Origin of the sequence: Sulfitobacter undariae (assembly GCF_014196805.1) — a bacterium.
GTDB lineage: Bacteria > Pseudomonadota > Alphaproteobacteria > Rhodobacterales > Rhodobacteraceae > Sulfitobacter > Sulfitobacter undariae.
On the sequence record NZ_JACIEI010000003.1, the window covers coordinates 317,980 to 335,098 of the forward strand.

Below are 17,119 nucleotides of genomic sequence, written 5' to 3' on the forward strand. Positions count from 1 at the left end.
ATCAGGGCGGCAGGGCAAGCAGGCTTACCGCCGTATGGCTTACATCGAGAAAGAGGTGCCGCAGCCGCAAGACGAACTGGCGTTTGGGTTCTCAATCACAAACCGTGCGCCGATCAGCTCTTCTGTAAAGTCGATCACGGCGTTGGACAGAAACGGCAAAGAAATGCTGTCTACCACAACTTGCTGGCCACTGCCCTCTAGGATCAGGTCATCCTCTTTGGCTTCATCAAGGGCGATTTCATATTGAAATCCCGAACATCCGCCGCCCTCAACTGCCACGCGCAGGGCTTTGCCATCTGTGGCAGCGCCGATCTCGGACAGGCGGGCAAAGGCGCGTTCGGTCACTTTTGGGGGCAGGTTCATTTTGGTCACTCCGCAGTGTGTTTCCATTGGGCCGTAACCGTAATATAGAAACGGACAAAGCGGGGTACAAGCTCCGCGTTAAAGGAGACCGCCAGATGCGTGCATCTTTTGCTTCCGATCCTGACCTCGCACGTGGCCGCCGTGTGCATGAGGATGAAAGCAGCTTCAGGTCGTGTTTTCAGCGGGACCGTGACCGGATCATCCATGCCAGCGCCTTTCGCAGGCTGAAACATAAAACCCAAGTCTTTGTTGAACATGAGGGCGATTATTACCGCACGCGCCTGACCCACAGCATCGAAGTGGCACAGGTGGCGCGGACCGTTGCTGGGGCGCTGTATCTGAACGCAGAATTAACCGAAGCCGTAGCCTTGGCCCATGATCTGGGCCATCCGCCTTTTGGTCATACGGGCGAAGATGCTTTGCATGTGCTGATGGCCCCCTATGGCGGGTTTGACCATAATGCGCAGGCGATCAAAATCGTCACCTCGCTCGAGCGGCATTACGCGGATTTCGACGGGCTGAACCTGACGTGGGAGACGCTGGAAGGGATCGCCAAACACAACGGCCCTGTGACGGGTGATTTACCCCATGCTTTGGCAGATTATAACGCGCTGCATGATCTGGAACTGCACACACACGCGAGCGCAGAGGCGCAGGTTGCGGCATTGGCGGATGACATCGCCTATAACAACCACGATTTGCATGATGGACTGCGTGCGGGCCTGTTCACGGAAGAGGACATTGCAGAGCTGCCGCTGCTGAAAGCATCTTTTGCCGAAGTCGATAAATTGCATCCGGGTTTGGATAAATCACGCCGCCGCCACGAGGCGCTGCGCCGTGTGTTCGGCCTGATGGTGGCCGATGTGATCGACACCTCGCGGCATTTGCTTGTGGAATCTGGTGCACATAGCGCGCAGGACATCCGTGAATTAGGGTATCCCGTGATCCAGTTTTCCGCTGGGATGTGGCGTGATTTGGGGGAGATCCGCAAATTTTTGTTCACCCGCATGTACCGCGCCCCCGAGGTGATGGTCATTCGCGCAGATGTTACCCGCGTTGTGGAAGAGCTGTTCCCACTCTTTTTAGACAAACCTGAATTGATGCCCGAGAATTGGACCGAGTCCATTGCCGGTGCCCGATCTGACCTTACAATTCTGGCCCGAATCGTGTCAGATTACATCGCAGGAATGACCGACCGTTTTGCACTGCAAGAGCACGAGCGGTTGATCGGAAATACGCCACGTGTTGGCGTCCATGTAACGAATAGAGGCTCTTAGATGTTGGACAGCGAAACACAATCCATCAGACGCCCTGCGGGTGTGTTGCAGGGGCAGCGGATCATGATTCTGGGCGCATGCTCAGGATTTGGTCACAGCATGGCGCGCGTTCTGGCGGCCTCGGGTGCGCAGGTGGTTGCAGCAGATAGCAACATCGAAGCACTTCAGCAGGTTCCGGGCGCTGTGCCTATGGCGCTCAAAGGGGCGCCCCAAGATGCTGTGCGCCGTGTGGGCCGCATATGGGGTAAGGCGCGGCTTGATGCTGTGCTTAACCTGATGCCTCTTCGTTACCCCGACAAAGTTGATTTGAATGTTGCCGTGCTGCAGTCGCTGGTGCAGGGGTTCTTGCCTGCCCTTTCTGCCGACGAAGGGCAGATCGTCACGGTGTTAACACGTCCGACGCAGGCCTTGGATGTTGGGGCAGGGGCCATGGGGCCTGCACTGGTCTCGGCACAGGCGGCGTTTGCCGATGCGCTGCACCGCGAAGGTCTGTCGCTGAACCTGATCAATGTCCGCGCTGACGCGGTCAAGCCTGCGCGCACAGCGATTACAGGTCTTTTGGCGCAAACCTTGGGTCCAATCACAGGCGCTGAATTGCGCCTTTGATTGACGCGGGGCGATATAGTGATAAACGGGGAAAACCTAACACCCCGAAAGCACTGACATGAACCTTTTTGCCGATATCCGTACCCTAGTTCTGAGCTCCGTTGACGCGATGGTTGCCTCTGGTGACCTGCCTGCAGGTTTGACCACTGACAACATTACAGCAGAACCACCGCGAGATGCCGCGCATGGGGACATGGCGACAAATGCGGCGATGGTATTGGCAAAGCCGGCAGGCATGAAACCCCGCGACATTGCCGAAAAACTGGCCGTGATTTTGGTGCAAGACCCTCGTGTCACCAGCGCCGATGTCGCCGGACCGGGTTTTTTGAACCTGCGGTTGGCAGATGGCGTGTGGCAGCAAGTGGCCAGCACAGTTCTGGATGCTGTTACGGATTATGGCCGTGGCGATCTGGGCACGGGCAAAACTGTTAACGTCGAATATGTTTCTGCAAACCCGACTGGACCGCTGCATGTGGGCCATACCCGTGGCGCGGTTTTCGGTGATGCGTTGGCCAGCCTGCTGGATTTCGCAGGTTGGGACGTGACCCGCGAATATGTGATCAATGATGGCGGCGGGCAGATTGGCGTGCTCGCACGGTCGGTCTATTTGCGGTATCTTGAGGCACACGGCCAAGAAGTGGCCTTCCCCGATGGGACATATCCCGGTGATTATCTGATCCCCGTTGGGCAAAAGCTGAAAGATAAAGTCGGCGATCAATATATTGACCAACCCGAAGATGTCTGGCTGGGTCCGATTGGCGATTTTGCTACAGATGAGATGATGGACCTGATCCGCGATGATCTGGCGCAGCTTGGTGTCAGGATGGACCGTTTTTTCTCGGAGAAGTCGCTGTACAACACAGGCAAGATCGAAGCCTGTCTGAAAAAGCTCGATGATATGGGCCTGATCTATCGCGGGACTCTTGAGCCGCCAAAAGGCAAGTTGCCTGATGATTATGAGGCCCGCGAACAGACGCTGTTCAAATCCACCGACTTTGGCGATGACCAAGACCGCGCCATCCAAAAACATGACGGCGCATGGACCTATTTCGCCCCTGATATTGCCTACCACAATGATAAGGTCGAGCGCGGCTATGATCAGTTGATCAATGTCTTTGGCGCTGATCATGGCGGTTATGTCAAACGGATGAAAGCCGCAGTTCACGCGTTGTCTGATGGCAAGGTGCCATTGGACATCAAGCTAACACAACTGGTTAAGCTGTTCAAAAACGGTGAAGAATTCAAAATGTCCAAACGGGCGGGGAACTTTGTTCTGCTTAGTGATCTGATCAAGGAAGTGGGCAAGGATGTGACCCGCTTTGTGATGCTGACACGCAAAAATGACGCGCCGCTGGACTTTGATTTTAACAAGGTGATGGAGCAATCGCGCGAAAACCCCGTGTTCTACGTGCAATACGCCCACGCCCGTGTGGCAAGTGTGATGCGCAAAGCTACCGAGGCGGGCATCGACGTGAGCGATGCTGCGCTGAAAGCCGCTGACCTGAGCAAGCTGGATCACACCGCCGAACTGGCCTTGCTGCGCAAAGTTGCGGAATGGCCCCGTCTGGTTGAAACTGCGGCGCGCAGCAACGAGCCGCACCGCATCGCCTTTTACCTCTATGAATTGGCGGGCGATTTGCATGGTTTCTGGAACCTTGGCAACGCCGAGACAGGTCTGCGGTTCATCCAAGAGGACGATCCTGCAACATCACAAGCGAAAATCGCCCTTGCACGCTCCGTTGCGATTGTAATTGCGGCTGGCTTGGGTATCCTTGGCGTAACTCCTGCGGAAGAGATGCGTTAAGCGCTCGCGCAGGCGAAGAGGCAAACGACGTCAGATCCGTGCGGCAATGTACTGTGCGGACAGAGAGGCAACGATGGCAGACTACACACAAACCCCTCAGGGGGGCTATGCGGCGCATCAGCATCCTGAATATGCAGTGGCGCCTTCAAAGTCTTTGGGCAAGCTGACCAATTTTGCAGGGGCCGCGATTTCGCTGGCTCTTGTGGTGGGTGTTGGCGTTTGGGGATACAAGCTTTTGGTGCGCGATGTCAGCGGTATCCCGATTGTGCGGGCCGCTGCCGGGGAAATGCGTGTGCGCCCCGAAGAGCCGGGCGGAGAGTTTGCCCAGCATCAAGGATTGTCTGTGAATTCGGTTGCCGCAATTGGCGCCGCAGGGGAGCAAGCCGATGAACTGCGCCTTGCCCCGCGCCCGATTGATCTGGCGGAAGAAGACCAGCCAATGTTGTCAACGCAAGAGGTCTCCATGGAGGAAGCCGATAGCACCCCGCCTCAGGCTCCAGATACGCAAGAAATAGCGGCTGCTTTTGAAAATGGCTCTGTGGATGACATTGTGGCGCAATTGACCAATGGCGTGACGCCAATGGAGGTTGAGCCTGATGAAGCGGAACCTGTGCTGGCATCGGTTGATACGCAAGGCCTGATCGGTTTGGATGCTGATGGTGCCATGCGTACATCGCTTCGCCCCTCCCTGCGTCCACAACGTGCAGCACGTACCACAGCCGTGGATACGGCTGTTGCCGCAGCTGTGTCAGCCGTGGCGGGTGGTGCAGCGTCAGGCGGAGAGATCAACGCAGCGACATTGCCTGCGGGGACACGCTTGGTTCAATTGGGTGCTTTTGACACACCCGAAATTGCACGTACTCAATGGGGTAAACTAAACGCGCGCTTTGCGCCGTTTATGGAAGGCAAAAATCGTATTGTGATGGAGGCAAAATCAGGGGGGCGCACGTTCTACCGTCTTCGTGCAGAGGGTTTTGAAGACATCGGCGATGCGCGCCGGTTCTGTTCGGCATTAGTTGCCGAAAGCGTGGATTGCATTCCCGTGGTTACACGGTGAGCGGCGCAAGACCGCGCTTTGGCGCAACGATCCTTGATGCAGAGGGCCATCGCCTGAGTGCTGATGAAAAAGCCCTGTTTCGCGATGTGAATCCTTTTGGGTTTATCCTGTTTGCCCGTAACATTGATACGCCGGATCAGGTTCGTGCGCTTTGTGATGATTTCCGCGAAGCGGTGGGCCATCACTGCCCGATCACAATTGACCAAGAAGGCGGGCGTGTGCAGCGCCTGCGTGCGCCGTTGTGGCGTGAATGGTTGCCACCGATGGATTTTGTGAAGGCTGCTGGCGACAAGGCTGCCGAGGCGATATATATCCGGTTCCGCCTGATTGCGCATGAACTCTATGATCTCGGTATTGATAGCAATTGCGCCCCGATGGTGGATGTCCCGCGTGCCGAGACGCATGAGTTTTTGTACAACCGCTGCTACGGCGTGACGGCATCCAGCATCGCGCTGATGGGGCAGGCGGCCAATGATGCGATGTTGGCGGGCGGTGTTCTGCCTGTGATCAAACACATTCCGGGCCATGGTCTGGCCACTGCGGACAGCCATTTTGAATTGCCCCGCGTCAGCGCGCCTCGCGAAGAGCTAGACCGTGTCGATTTTTCACCGTTCAAAGCCTTGCGGGATACCCCGATGGGGATGACGGCCCATGTGGTTTATGACGCGGTTGATAAGGCCCCTGCAACTCTGTCCAAACGCATGATGCAGGTGATCCGTGAGGACATCGGTTTTGACAATCTGGTCATGACCGATGACATTTCGATGAAAGCCCTCAGTGGTACGCTGAGTGATCTGAGCCGCGATGCGATCAAAGCGGGCTGTGATGTGATTTTGCATTGCAACGGTACACTGGCCGAGCGCGCAGAAGTGGCCGAAGCGGCAGGCGAGATGACAGATGCCGCGCAACGCCGCGCCTTGCGTGCGCTCAGCTATCGCCAGAAACCTGATGACATTGACACTGCCGCCCTCGATGCCCAGCTTAAGGTGCTGTTGGGGGAGGGCATGCATGGCTGACAACATCTTTGAGCAAGACAGCGATGCGGTAGCCGAGCGGGTTGCCGCAGAAGCGCTGATTGTGGATGTCGACGGGTTTGAAGGCCCGCTCGATCTATTGCTGACGCTTAGCCGTACACAGAAAGTGGACCTGCGCAAAGTGTCCGTCCTGCAATTGGCGCGGCAGTATCTGGCGTTTGTGGACCGTGCCAAGGAATTGCGGCTGGAGCTGGCGGCAGATTATTTGGTGATGGCCGCTTGGTTGGCCTTCCTCAAATCACGGCTTTTATTACCTTCTGACCCCACCGAAGAAGGCCCCTCTGGTGAGGAATTGGCCGCTCATCTGGCCTTCCAGCTAGAACGTCTTGCAGCGATGCGCGATGCGGCAGCACGGCTGATGGGGCGGGATCAATTGGGGCGTGATTTCTTTGCGCGTGGTGAGACGCAGATGGTCGAGCGGGTGCGCCGTGTCACCTATACGGCCACGTTATTGGACTTGATGCAGGCTTATGCCCGTACCCGTACCCGAGACGAGTTTCGCCCCTTTGTGATGGACCGCGAAAAAGTATTCACCATGGAACAAGCGCTGGATCGGATGCGCGGCTTAATCGGATTTGCAGGCGATTGGGGGGATCTGTTTAGCTATCTGCCAGAGGGCTGGGAAGTTGACCCCGTCAAACGCCGATCCGCCACTGCTGCCACATTTGCCGCTTCGCTGGAGCTGGTGAAAGAGGGCCATCTGGAAATCCGCCAAAGTGAGATGTTCGCGCCGATTCAGTTGCGAAAGAAAGTTTAGAGCGATGCCCGAAGTTAACGAAGATCAAACAGAAAGCCTGTTCTCCGCCCCTCCAATGGCTGAACAGGAACGGATGATCGAAGCCGTTCTTTTCGCTTGCGCCGAGCCGCTCACACTGCGTGAACTAGAGGCACGCATGCCGCATGGCTGCGACGTTGCTGAAGCGATGGTGCATGTGCGCCGCCGCTATCAAGGGCGCGGTGTTCATGTGATGAAGATTGGTGACAGCTACGCCCTGCGTACCGCAGCCGATCTGAGCTATTTGATGCAAAAAGAAACCGTTGAGGTGCGCAAACTTAGCCGCGCCGCGATCGAGACGCTTGCGATTATTGCTTATCATCAGCCGGTTACGCGTGCCGAGATCGAAGAAATTCGCGGTGTATCTGTGTCACGCGGGACGGTGGATCAATTGCTCGAACTGGAATGGATTCGCTTTGGCCGCCGTAAGATGACGCCGGGCCGTCCGGTGACATTTGTTGTGACTGAAGGATTTTTGGATCACTTTGGCTTGGAGAATGCCCGCGACTTGCCGGGGCTCAAAGAACTACGTTCTGCGGGCTTGCTGGAAAGCCGTCCAGCCTTTGGCCTGATGCCAACTGTGGGAGACGGCGAAGACGAACCCGAAAGCACCGAAGGACAAAGTGAACTTTTCGAAGATTAGTTCGTATTATTGCCGCATTATTCCCCTATAGTGCGGGAATTCGGAAACCCGAGGAGAGCAGTATGAACCAGATCATTAACATGATTATTCGACAGCTAACGCGCAAATTTGTCAATAAAGGTATTGATGCAGGGTTTAACAAAGCCTCGTCGATGCAAAACAACCGCAAAAAGCAATCTCAAAGCGAGATCGATGATTACGGAAATCCGATCCCACAAAAGGCGAACCCGACCAAACGCCTAGGTGGCGGGCAGGGCGCCAAACAAGCGAAGCAAGCAATGCGTGCGATGCGCCGGTTCGGTAAGTTCTGATCGCGTAGAGGGGCTGTTGGCCCCTCACGACCCAAAGCTGGTTAAGGCGCTTTGAAATGCTTGGACAGTTTTAGGCCCTGACCCTGATAATTTGACGCAATGCCAGCCCCGTACAACTGGGTTGGGACTTCGGCCATTTTTTCATAGACCAATCGCCCGACAACCTGACCGTGCTCCAGCACAAAAGGCGCTTCATGGCAGCGCACTTCCAACACGCCACGTGATCCGGCACCGCCTGCTGCGTCATGGCCAAAGCCCGGATCAAAGAAACCCGCGTAATGCACGCGGAACTCACCGACCATTGCGAGATAGGGTGCCATTTCGGCGGCATATTGCGGGGGAATGGTCACGGCCTCGCGACTCACCAGAATATAAAACGCACCGGGGTCCAGAATGATCTGGCCGTTGCTACTGTGGACTTCTTCCCAATATTCCGCAGGGGGGTAGTGGCCGATACGGTCCAGATCAATCACCCCTGTATGGGGTTTGGCACGGTAGCCGACCAATGTGGTGTCTTGCAGCCGTAGATCAACGGAGAAGCCCAAACCATCATCGATCACGGCCTTGCCATCCACCAGCGGCGTTTGCGCATGTAACGCGCGTAAATCATCGTCGCTGAGCACGGCATTGCCAGTGCCAAAACGGATTTGGTTCAACCGCATGCCAGGGCGCACAAGTACGGAAAAGGAACGGGGGCAAATTTCGGCATACAATGGGCCGTGATACCCTGCTGTAACGCGGTCAAACTCGGTCCCGCCATCGGTGATGGTGCGGGTCAGCAGGTCCAGCCGTCCGGTTGAGCTTTTGGCATTTGCAACGGCGGTCACGCCGTCGGGCAGTGCAAGACGTTCCATCAAAGGAACCACATAAACCGCGCCTTTTTCCAGCACAGCACCCTGTGTAAGGTCCACGCGGTGCATCTCGAACTCTTCCAGACGGTCGGTGACCTTTGCCCCATGCCCTGCCAAAAACGAGGCCCGCACGCGGTAGGCGACATTGCCCAACCGCAGATCAAGACTGGCGGGCTGTATTTGTGCCGGATCAATCGCGGGATCAGCGGCAATCACGCCCGTAGATATCATTGTCTCTAGCTGTTGGTTGGGAATTACGCCGGGCATATGATGTCCTTTTGGTATCGGGCTCTAGATGTGCAAAACGCCCGCACCTGATGGGATGCGAGCGTTTTGAGTATGTCGTGGTCGGGCTAGCAGGACTCGAACCTGCGACCTTCCGTCCCCCAGACGGACGCGCTACCAGGCTGCGCCATAGCCCGACATGGCGCTGTTCATACCGTATAAACGGGGGCGTGCAAGAGGCAATTGCACCCATTGCGGTATCAATCATTATTTAGGTTGGGCATCGCCCGTATCGGCGGCCATACGGTCACGCAGCGCAGAGAGCTGGGCCAGCAGCGGCGCCATTTTGCGGGCTGTCGTGCTGTCAACTGAACGCAGGCGGCTTGCGTGGGCCAGCGTTGCCAATTCGGCTTGGATGTCCTGTTCGGCGGTCACCGTAGGCATACCGATATCACGTGGCTTTGCGGCTGCGGGGAGGGAAACGGGCTGTGGCTCCGGTTCCGCGATATCTGTCTGTTCAGGCTCTTCCGGCGCATCTGGCGTTGGTTCGGACAGCGCGGCGTGCACAGGCGATTCTGCGCGGGCAGGTGCGGTATCAGAGGTATCTGCAACAACTGCTGTATCTGTGCTGGGAATCTGGGTAATTGGATCGGGAAGTGGCAAATTAACAGGAGAGGCATCGCGTATTTCTGCGATCTCTTCGTCTGTCTCTTCCTGAGCTGGGTCTTCCAATGTTTCGGCATCTGAAGCGTCTGGAGCTTCGGAAATGTCATCGGCAGTGGATGCTTCGATTCGAATATTTTCTAGAGGTTCTTCAATAGAAGCAACTTCCGCAACTTCTTCATCTTTGTCTTCAGCTGCGGTCACAGGCGCAGCATGTTCAGGCTCGCTTGATGATTCCGCTTCAACGATAGGTGAAGTGCTTTCGGGCGCTTCGCAATGATCGTCTACATCAGTAGAGATTTCTTCCGCTGCATTTGTATGCAGCTCCTCTTGAGGGCGCACTGGTTCTGCTTCGACGGGCAGGGGGGCAGTGGCGGATTCTGCTTCTGCTGGCTCCACGCTTTTGGCCACGGCTTTTGGTGCCTCAAACGGGAGAACTACAGAAACGGGTTCGGGTGCTGGCTGCGTAGCAGGGGTTGGTGCTTCAACCTCCTCATAGACATCACCATCCTCCAGCGGGGTCGACATGGCCGCAACATGGCTCATGCCTTCCTCGCGCAGGATTTTTTGCACACCTTTGATGGTGAACCCGTCTTCGTGAAGTAGTTTTTTGATGCCGCCCAACAGCAACATATCAGCTGGGCGATAATACCTGCGACCGCCCGCACGTTTGATCGGTTTTACTTGGGTGAATTTACTCTCCCAAAAGCGCAAAACATGCGCTTGGATGCCAAGCCAGTCGGCAACTTCAGAGATCGTGCGGAATGCGTCAGGCGATTTTGGCATTAATTCAGGTCTTGTTTCCGTCCGCTACGCGGTCTTTCATGAGATGGGACGGGCGGAATGTCAGTACGCGACGTGGATTGATCGGTACTTCTTCGCCCGTTTTCGGGTTGCGCCCGATACGTGCTGTCTTGTCGCGTACGGAAAACGTACCGAAAGAGGATATTTTTACCTGCTCGCCACGCACCAGCGCGTCGGACATTTCTTCTAAAACTGTTTCAACCAACTGTGCGCTTTCATTGCGCGACAATCCCACTTCGCGAAAAACAGCTTCGCTCAGATCCATGCGTGTTAGTGTGTTACTCGTCATAATAGTCCCCCGTTATTACAGTGACATTGGCCAGCTTATGCGTTCAAGTCAACAACCTAGCAGCTTTTCTGCGTCCAGATGCGGTTCTACGCCTTTACCAGCGTAAAACGACAGCGCCCCACGCGAGGCCACCACCGATGGCTTCTGTGACCAGCAGGTCACCTTGTTTGATTTGGCCGCGTTGCACACCCACCGAAAGCGCAAGAGGAATGGAGGCGGCAGAGGTGTTGCCGTGATCCTGAACCGTGACAACAACTTTATCCATAGGTAGGCCCAGCTTTTTGGCGGTGCCCTGAATGATGCGGATGTTCGCTTGATGTGGGACAATCCAGTCCACATCATCACTGGAGACATTTGCGCGCTCCATGGCGGTGGTCGCGGTCTTGCTTAGTTTCTCTACCGCATGGCGGAACACTTGGTTGCCCTGCATGCGCAGATAGCCTGTAGCGCCCGTAGAGACACCGCCATCAACATACAGAAGGTCGCGGTGAGTGCCGTCTGAATTAAGATCGGTTGAAAGAATACCGCGGTCGTCAGATGTGCCAGCGCCTTCTTCGGCTTGCAGCAAAATAGCGCCTGCGCCATCGCCAAAAAGCACACAGGTGCTGCGATCGGTCCAGTCCATCAAGCGGCTAAAGGTTTCGGCCCCGATGACCAGCACGCGGTTGGCCTGACCTGACACAATCAACGCATTCGCATTGGCCAACGCAAAGACGAAACCCGCACAAACTGCTTGAATATCAAAGGCAAAGCCTTTGGTCATGCCCAATTGGGACTGCACCATTGTAGCAGCAGAAGGGAACGTAAGATCGGCAGTTGAGGTGGCTACAATAACGGCGTCAACATCTTGTGCTGTCAGTCCAGCCATTTCCAGCGCGGAATTTGCCGCAGCGGTTGCCATTGAGGATGTGGTTTCGCCTTCACCTGCAAAATGACGGCGCTCAATCCCCGAGCGAGAACGGATCCATGCGTCGTCAGTCTCCAGAGTTGCTTCAAATTCGGCATTCTCGACGACTCGGGTCGGCAGGTAATGACCCACGCCCTTTACAACAGCACGCAAGGTCATTCTTGGGGGGACTCCTCAGTTGGCAAAATGGCGGCGACGCGGGCCGCTAGTTTGTCGTTAAATCCGTTTTCTACCAATTGGGCCGCCAGCTTGATCGCGGCGGAAACACCTGTGGCATCGGCCGAGCCGTGGGATTTTACAACGGTTCCGTTCAACCCTAGAAACACGCCACCGTTAACGCGGCGCGGGTCGATCTTTTTCTGTAGGCGCATCAGCGATGTATAGGCCAAAAGAGAGGCCAGCTGTGACAGAAGAGAGTATTTAAATGCTTCTTTCAGGCGGCGGCCAATCAGGCTGGCTGTGCCTTCACCCGTCTTGATCGCGATGTTGCCGGTAAAGCCGTCAGTGACGATGACATCGGCTTTGCTGCCTGAAATGTCGCCGCCTTCAACAAAGCCGACAAACTCAAACCCTGCTTTTTGCTCTTGTTTGCGAATCAGATCATAGGCTTCTTTAAGCTCGGTGCGGCCTTTGTGTTCTTCTGTGCCGACGTTCAGCAGGCCGATGCGCGGCGTATCTACGTTAAGGCCGTTACGTGCATAAGACGCGCCCATCAATGCATACCGTAGCAGATCATCCGCATCAGCACGGATGTCCGCACCAACATCCAGCATGACGTTAAAGCCCTGAGCGTTGGAGGAGGGGTAGAGAACCGCAATGGCAGGGCGGTTTACGCCTGGTAATTTGCGCAAGCGGATCATCGACAGCGCCATCAGCGCGCCTGTGTTGCCGCATGACACAGCGACGCTGGCCTCGCCACTTCGGACCGACTCAATAGCCGACCACATTGAGGTATCTTTGCCAGTTCGCACAACCTGACTGGGTTTGTCTTCCATTGTGACGATGCCTACGGCGTCGCGGATGGTTGTGCGTTCTGCTAAAATAGGGTGTTTGGACACAAGCGGGCTCAGCGTGGCCTCGGGGCCATGCAGAATAAACGCAATTTCATCGTTTGCTTTAGCCGAAATGAGGCAACCGGCAACCACTGCTGCCGGTCCCTGATCGCCCCCCATCGCATCAACCGATATGAAGGTACGTGCCTTCGCTGTATTCTGATCGGGCTGGGCCGTCATTTGCTGCGAATGCCTTTAAATTGTTGTGGTTGGACGCAGCTTATGCTGCGTCGTCTTCCAGATCAATCTCGTCAACCTGTGCGACGATTTCTTTATCTGCATAGTGACCGCAAGATGCACATACGTGGTGCGGGCGCTTCAACTCGCCACAGTTTGTGCATTCATTCGGGTTCGCTGCAGTCAGCGAATCGTGTGAACGACGGTTGTTGCGACGGGACTTTGATACTTTATTCTGCTGGACAGCCATTTCGGGTGCCTTTGTATTCGGGGCCAGAATGCGCAGATCGGCTGCGGCAGGCCGTGTTTCGGGTCAACTCCCATACGGGTGTGTGGTGCGTTTAGGCAAGTGCTGCTCACTTGTCCAACGCTATTTAGCAAGAGGGCCGCAAAATACCGTCGAAATAGGTCATTGCAAGCCAGTTTTTGCCTTTCGGGGGCTGGAAAAGGGGATTTACTCGTCTGAACCCTTCTCTAGCTGTTCTTTGAAAGCGGCTAATCCTGCAAAGGGGCGGGCCTCTTCGTCACTCATGGGCTTTTTACCCGGTTCTGTGACGCGAATAGTTGTGGTCTCACTATCGGCGAGACGCGGATATTCGGGGATCGCCAAAGCCAGTGCTTCTTCCATAACAATTGCAGGATCAATCCAGACTCCGAGTTGTTCAACACTGTCATCTTCAGGAACTTCTGCTTCTGGAAGATCGATATCAACGTAATCACGCAGGAAGGTGCGTACTACATCTGTGTCGATCCGTGTGGTTACGGGCTCCAGCGTGACAACGCAGGGCTGGGTGACGGTGGCACCCAAGCGGCCTTTCAACTGCCAATCGCTGTCTCCCAGAGGCTTTAGACTGCCTTCAAAAGATAATTTCCGCAGGCCCGATAGTTCCAATGCTTTGGCGATCTCAGCCAGCGCAGGGGCGTCAGGACGCAATGAAAACGGGGTCGGAGCCGTTTGGGAGAGGTTGGCGACGCGCAAACTTGTTGCGCTAGGAGGGGTAGGAGACATGAGCTTGTGCTTTCGTTTCTTGAACCATGTGGCGCATCTGGTGTATGCGAGATAGAAGCCAGACAGGTTAAGGGCAAGGGGCAGTACCATGGGTATCTTCAACAACACAGGCATTACGCGGCGGGTACTGTTCGCAGCAGTGCTTCTGGGCAGTGTTTCCGCTTGCTCTCCACAATACGCAAATCACGGGTATCTCCCGCCAGAAGAAGACCTCGATCAGATCGTGGTAGGGGTTGATACGCGGGACTCGGTGGCACAGAGCATCGGCACACCGTCTACAGCGGGTGTCGCCAATGACAGCGGATACTATTATGTGCGCAGCCGTCGCCGGACAGTTGGCGCATTGGCGCCAAAGGTGATCGAGCGTCAGGTGCTTGCCATCAGTTTCGACAGCGCAGGCGTGGTCAGCAATATTGAAAAATTCGGCATGGAGCGGGGCCAGGTTGTGCCGCTGTCACGGCGTGTGACCACAGCGGGCGTGCGTGATAACAGCTTCTTGCGCCAGTTGTTGGGTAACATCGGTCGCTTTAATCCGGCGGGACTGGGCGGCTGATTTTCGGCTTTGGCCTGATGAACAGATGCGGAGAATGCAATGACCCCGCTACGCAAAGGCAGATATATTGCACGCGCCGTGCAAGGACGCGCCGATATGGAGGCTGTCTTTGCATTGCGCGGCATATGTTTTGGCGATGCGGGTGGCATTGAAGATGCATTTGATGAAACTGCTGTTCATGGTCTGGTAGAAGAAGCAGCAGAAGGCGGCGCAGTTGTGGCGACCTTTCGGATGTCTGTTTCAAACGGTGCCCGAATTTCCCAAACCTATTGCGCGCAATATTATGATCTGACTGCCCTTGAAGGGTTTGAAGGCGCAATGCTGGAGCTTGGGCGATTCTGTATCCATCCGGCGCATCCCGATCCTGACATCCTGCGGATCGCTTGGGCTGCGTTGACGGCCCATGTGGACGCGCATGGGATTGATCTGTTGTTTGGCTGCACTTCCTTCAAGGGCACAAACCCCGCACTCTACCTTGATGCGCTTTCTTTGTTAAAAGAGCGCCATCAAGCGCCTGAACGCTGGGCGCCAAAGGTCAAATCTGTTGATGTTTTTCCCTATGCGGAAACCGTGCTAACCAAGCCAGATATGAAAAAAGCCACTGCAACGCTGCCGCCATTGTTGCGCACTTATCTTTTGATGGGGGGCTGGGTCAGTGACCATGCGGTGATAGATTACACGCTAAATACGCTGCATGTCTTCACAGGGCTTGAGATCGGGGCGATTCCCCCTGCACGGAAAAAGCTGTTGCGTGCACTTGTCTGATTGACGAATTCGCTGCGGCACAGTAGGCGAACGTTATGGCACGTGCACCCCTTCTCCAAGTTTCCGATATCGCCCTCACTTTTGGCGGTGATCCTGTATTTGATGACCTGTCGCTGGTCGTCCAGAGTGGCGACCGTCTGGCGCTGGTCGGGCGAAATGGCTCTGGTAAGTCCACATTGATGAAAGTCATGGCTGGCATTGTCGAAGCCGACAAAGGCGAGATTATCGCCGGTCCAGGCGTGAGCGTCGGATATATGGAGCAAGACCCTGATTTGACGGGTTTTGAGACATTGGGCGATTTCGCTGCGCATGGTCTGGAACCGGGCGAGCTGTATAAGGTCGAACGCGCGGGCGAGGGCCTGAAATTTGATCCAGAACGCCCAGTAGCGACTGCTTCGGGCGGGGAACGTCGCCGCGCGGCGCTGGCACGTCTGATGGCGCTTGAGCCTGAATTGATGCTGCTGGACGAACCCACCAACCACCTAGATATCGAAGCTATTGCATGGCTTGAGAACGAGCTGAAAACAACACGCGCGGCCTATGTGATCATCAGTCACGACCGTGCATTCCTGAACGCATTGACCCGCGCCACCCTTTGGGTCGATCGCGGTGCAGTGCGCCGTCAAGAAATCGGTTTTCAAGGATTCGAAGCGTGGCGTGATACGATCTGGGAAGAAGAGGACATGCAGCGCCACAAGCTGAACCGCAAAATCAAAGCGGAAGCACGTTGGGCTGTTGAAGGTATTTCTGCGCGCCGCAAACGCAACCAAGGCCGCGTACGTGCTTTGCAAGATTTGCGCGCTGAGCGGGCAGGGCAGATCACCCGCCAAGGCACCGCTGCTATGGCGCTGGAAGCAGGGCCGAAATCGGGCCGCAAGGTCATGGAAGCCATTAACATCACCAAGGCCTTTGGTGAAAAAACGATTCTGCGTGATTTTTCTCTTACAGTGAACCGAGGGGACCGCATTGCGCTGGTCGGCCCGAACGGTGTGGGTAAAACCACGTTGTTGAACATGCTGATCGGCAAAGAACTGCCCGATACAGGCGAGGTCAAGATCGGCACCAATCTGGCGGTTGCCCTGTTTGATCAGGCGCGTGCACAGTTGGACGGGGATATGACCCTGTGGGACAGCCTGACAGGTGATCCCGACATGCGAGTGAGTGGCAAAGCGGATCAAATTCTGGTGCGCGGTAATCCCAAACATGTTGTTGGCTACCTCAAGGAATTCTTGTTTGACGAAGCGCAAGCCCGTGCGCCTGTCCGCTCTCTTTCAGGGGGCGAAAAGGCGCGGTTGCTGCTGGCCAAACTGATGGCGCGTGAAAGCAACCTGTTGATTCTCGATGAACCGACCAACGATCTGGATGTCGAAACACTTGATTTGATGCAAGAATTGCTAGGCAGCTATGACGGGACTGTCATTCTTGTCAGCCACGACCGTGACTTTCTGGACCGCGTTGCCGCGACAACAATCGCCATGGAAGGCGACGGACGTGCGACCGTCTATGCGGGCGGCTGGACCGATTACATCTCGCAGCGCGGGATGGAAGATTTTTCCGAAAGCGTTGTGAAGTCAAAATCATCCGCGCCGAAAGCACAGCAGAAATCACAAGCCAAAGGCGGGTTGAGCTTTACTGAAAAGCACCGCCTCGAGACCCTACCAGCCGAGATCGAGCGCATCACCGCAGAAATCGCCAAGCTGGAAGAGCTGCTGGGCGATCCTGCATTGTTCACAGAACAGCCTGCCAAATTCCAAAAAGCCAGCGATGCGTTGGTGCAACGGCATGGCAAACTGTCGGATGCAGAGGAAGAATGGCTGATGCTGGAAGAAAAAGCAGGTAGTTGATTTTGGTCACCAACCGGTAGCGGATGGTGAAACCTGCCCGAGCGACAGCCAATGTTTGAGAGCATTCAACGAGGGTTCGTTCATTGAACGTGCGCTTTTGGCCACTTCGA

19 protein-coding genes and 1 tRNA gene are annotated in these 17,119 nt (G+C 55.7%); 11 read left to right on the forward strand and 9 right to left on the reverse strand.

Going from position 1 to position 17,119, the window contains the following annotated elements; all coding sequences use genetic code 11:
- Positions 1-39: 39 nt before the first annotated feature.
- The gene (locus GGR95_RS07370; protein ID WP_184564342.1) at positions 40-363 is read right to left on the reverse strand and encodes a HesB/IscA family protein; all 324 of its coding nucleotides are present in this window, start codon (positions 361-363) and stop codon (positions 40-42) included.
- 95 nt (positions 364-458) lie between these two features.
- Between GGR95_RS07370 and GGR95_RS07375 the strand changes: the two genes are divergently transcribed.
- The 8 genes from GGR95_RS07375 to GGR95_RS07410 all read left to right on the forward strand — a co-directional run bounded on the left by GGR95_RS07375 (position 459) and on the right by GGR95_RS07410 (position 7,870).
- The gene (locus GGR95_RS07375; RefSeq protein ID WP_184564344.1) at positions 459-1,640 is read left to right on the forward strand and encodes a deoxyguanosinetriphosphate triphosphohydrolase; all 1,182 of its coding nucleotides are present in this window, start codon (positions 459-461) and stop codon (positions 1,638-1,640) included.
- Complete coding sequence (locus GGR95_RS07380) at positions 1,641-2,246, forward strand: SDR family NAD(P)-dependent oxidoreductase (protein WP_184564346.1); 606 nt, start codon at positions 1,641-1,643, stop codon at positions 2,244-2,246.
- A 58-nt stretch (positions 2,247-2,304) separates the two neighbouring features.
- Positions 2,305-4,050 carry an arginine--tRNA ligase gene (gene argS, locus GGR95_RS07385; RefSeq protein WP_184564348.1) on the forward strand — a complete coding sequence of 582 codons (1,746 nt, stop codon included), beginning with the start codon at positions 2,305-2,307 and terminating at the stop codon, positions 4,048-4,050.
- A 73-nt stretch (positions 4,051-4,123) separates the two neighbouring features.
- Positions 4,124-5,107: an SPOR domain-containing protein gene (locus GGR95_RS07390; protein ID WP_184564350.1), complete on the forward strand. Its 984-nt coding sequence runs from the start codon at positions 4,124-4,126 to the stop codon at positions 5,105-5,107.
- A complete protein-coding gene (gene nagZ, locus GGR95_RS07395) occupies positions 5,104-6,123 on the forward strand; it encodes a beta-N-acetylhexosaminidase (RefSeq protein WP_184564352.1) in 1,020 nt (339 codons plus the stop codon). Before GGR95_RS07390 ends, nagZ begins: the two co-directional genes overlap by 4 nt.
- The gene (locus tag GGR95_RS07400; RefSeq protein WP_184564354.1) at positions 6,116-6,898 is read left to right on the forward strand and encodes a segregation and condensation protein A; all 783 of its coding nucleotides are present in this window, start codon (positions 6,116-6,118) and stop codon (positions 6,896-6,898) included. Before nagZ ends, GGR95_RS07400 begins: the two co-directional genes overlap by 8 nt.
- A 4-nt stretch (positions 6,899-6,902) precedes the next feature.
- The gene (gene scpB / locus GGR95_RS07405) at positions 6,903-7,559 is read left to right on the forward strand and encodes an SMC-Scp complex subunit ScpB (RefSeq protein ID WP_184564356.1); all 657 of its coding nucleotides are present in this window, start codon (positions 6,903-6,905) and stop codon (positions 7,557-7,559) included.
- Between the two features lie 62 nt (positions 7,560-7,621).
- Positions 7,622-7,870: a hypothetical protein gene (locus GGR95_RS07410; protein ID WP_184564358.1), complete on the forward strand. Its 249-nt coding sequence runs from the start codon at positions 7,622-7,624 to the stop codon at positions 7,868-7,870.
- Between the two features lie 41 nt (positions 7,871-7,911).
- Here the strand turns inward: GGR95_RS07410 and GGR95_RS07415 are convergent, their stop codons facing one another.
- From GGR95_RS07415 to GGR95_RS07450, 8 genes are all read right to left on the reverse strand, one after another.
- A complete protein-coding gene (locus tag GGR95_RS07415) occupies positions 7,912-8,988 on the reverse strand; it encodes a 2'-deoxycytidine 5'-triphosphate deaminase (RefSeq protein ID WP_184564360.1) in 1,077 nt (358 codons plus the stop codon).
- 78 nt (positions 8,989-9,066) lie between these two features.
- Positions 9,067-9,143: transfer RNA gene (locus tag GGR95_RS07420), tRNA-Pro, on the reverse strand.
- Between the two features lie 70 nt (positions 9,144-9,213).
- The gene (locus GGR95_RS18895) at positions 9,214-10,395 is read right to left on the reverse strand and encodes a MerR family transcriptional regulator (protein ID WP_246423316.1); all 1,182 of its coding nucleotides are present in this window, start codon (positions 10,393-10,395) and stop codon (positions 9,214-9,216) included.
- A 4-nt stretch (positions 10,396-10,399) separates the two neighbouring features.
- Positions 10,400-10,702, reverse strand: coding sequence for an integration host factor subunit alpha (gene ihfA / locus GGR95_RS07430; protein WP_184564362.1), 303 nt, complete (start codon positions 10,700-10,702; stop codon positions 10,400-10,402).
- Positions 10,703-10,796: 94 nt separating this feature from the next.
- Entirely contained in the window at positions 10,797-11,768 is a 972-nt protein-coding gene (locus tag GGR95_RS07435) for a beta-ketoacyl-ACP synthase III (protein ID WP_184564364.1), read from the reverse strand.
- Positions 11,765-12,841 carry a phosphate acyltransferase PlsX gene (gene plsX / locus GGR95_RS07440; protein ID WP_184564366.1) on the reverse strand — a complete coding sequence of 359 codons (1,077 nt, stop codon included), beginning with the start codon at positions 12,839-12,841 and terminating at the stop codon, positions 11,765-11,767. Before plsX ends, GGR95_RS07435 begins: the two co-directional genes overlap by 4 nt.
- A gap of 40 nt (positions 12,842-12,881) precedes the next feature.
- Positions 12,882-13,088, reverse strand: a complete 207-nt coding sequence (gene rpmF, locus GGR95_RS07445; RefSeq protein ID WP_184564368.1) for a 50S ribosomal protein L32 — start codon at positions 13,086-13,088, stop codon at positions 12,882-12,884.
- Positions 13,089-13,292: 204 nt separating this feature from the next.
- Entirely contained in the window at positions 13,293-13,847 is a 555-nt protein-coding gene (locus GGR95_RS07450; RefSeq protein WP_184564370.1) for a YceD family protein, read from the reverse strand.
- A gap of 88 nt (positions 13,848-13,935) precedes the next feature.
- Here GGR95_RS07450 and GGR95_RS07455 point away from each other — a divergent pair, with 88 nt between their 5' ends.
- The 3 genes from GGR95_RS07455 to GGR95_RS07465 are packed head-to-tail and all read left to right on the forward strand — an operon-like array spanning position 13,936 to position 17,009.
- On the forward strand, positions 13,936-14,400 hold the full coding sequence (locus GGR95_RS07455) for an outer membrane protein assembly factor BamE (RefSeq protein ID WP_184564372.1): 465 nt from the start codon (positions 13,936-13,938) through the stop codon (positions 14,398-14,400).
- Between the two features lie 39 nt (positions 14,401-14,439).
- A complete protein-coding gene (locus GGR95_RS07460) occupies positions 14,440-15,165 on the forward strand; it encodes a GNAT family N-acetyltransferase (RefSeq protein ID WP_184564374.1) in 726 nt (241 codons plus the stop codon).
- A gap of 35 nt (positions 15,166-15,200) precedes the next feature.
- Positions 15,201-17,009: an ABC-F family ATP-binding cassette domain-containing protein gene (locus tag GGR95_RS07465; protein WP_184564376.1), complete on the forward strand. Its 1,809-nt coding sequence runs from the start codon at positions 15,201-15,203 to the stop codon at positions 17,007-17,009.
- The last annotated feature ends 110 nt before the right edge of the window (positions 17,010-17,119 follow it).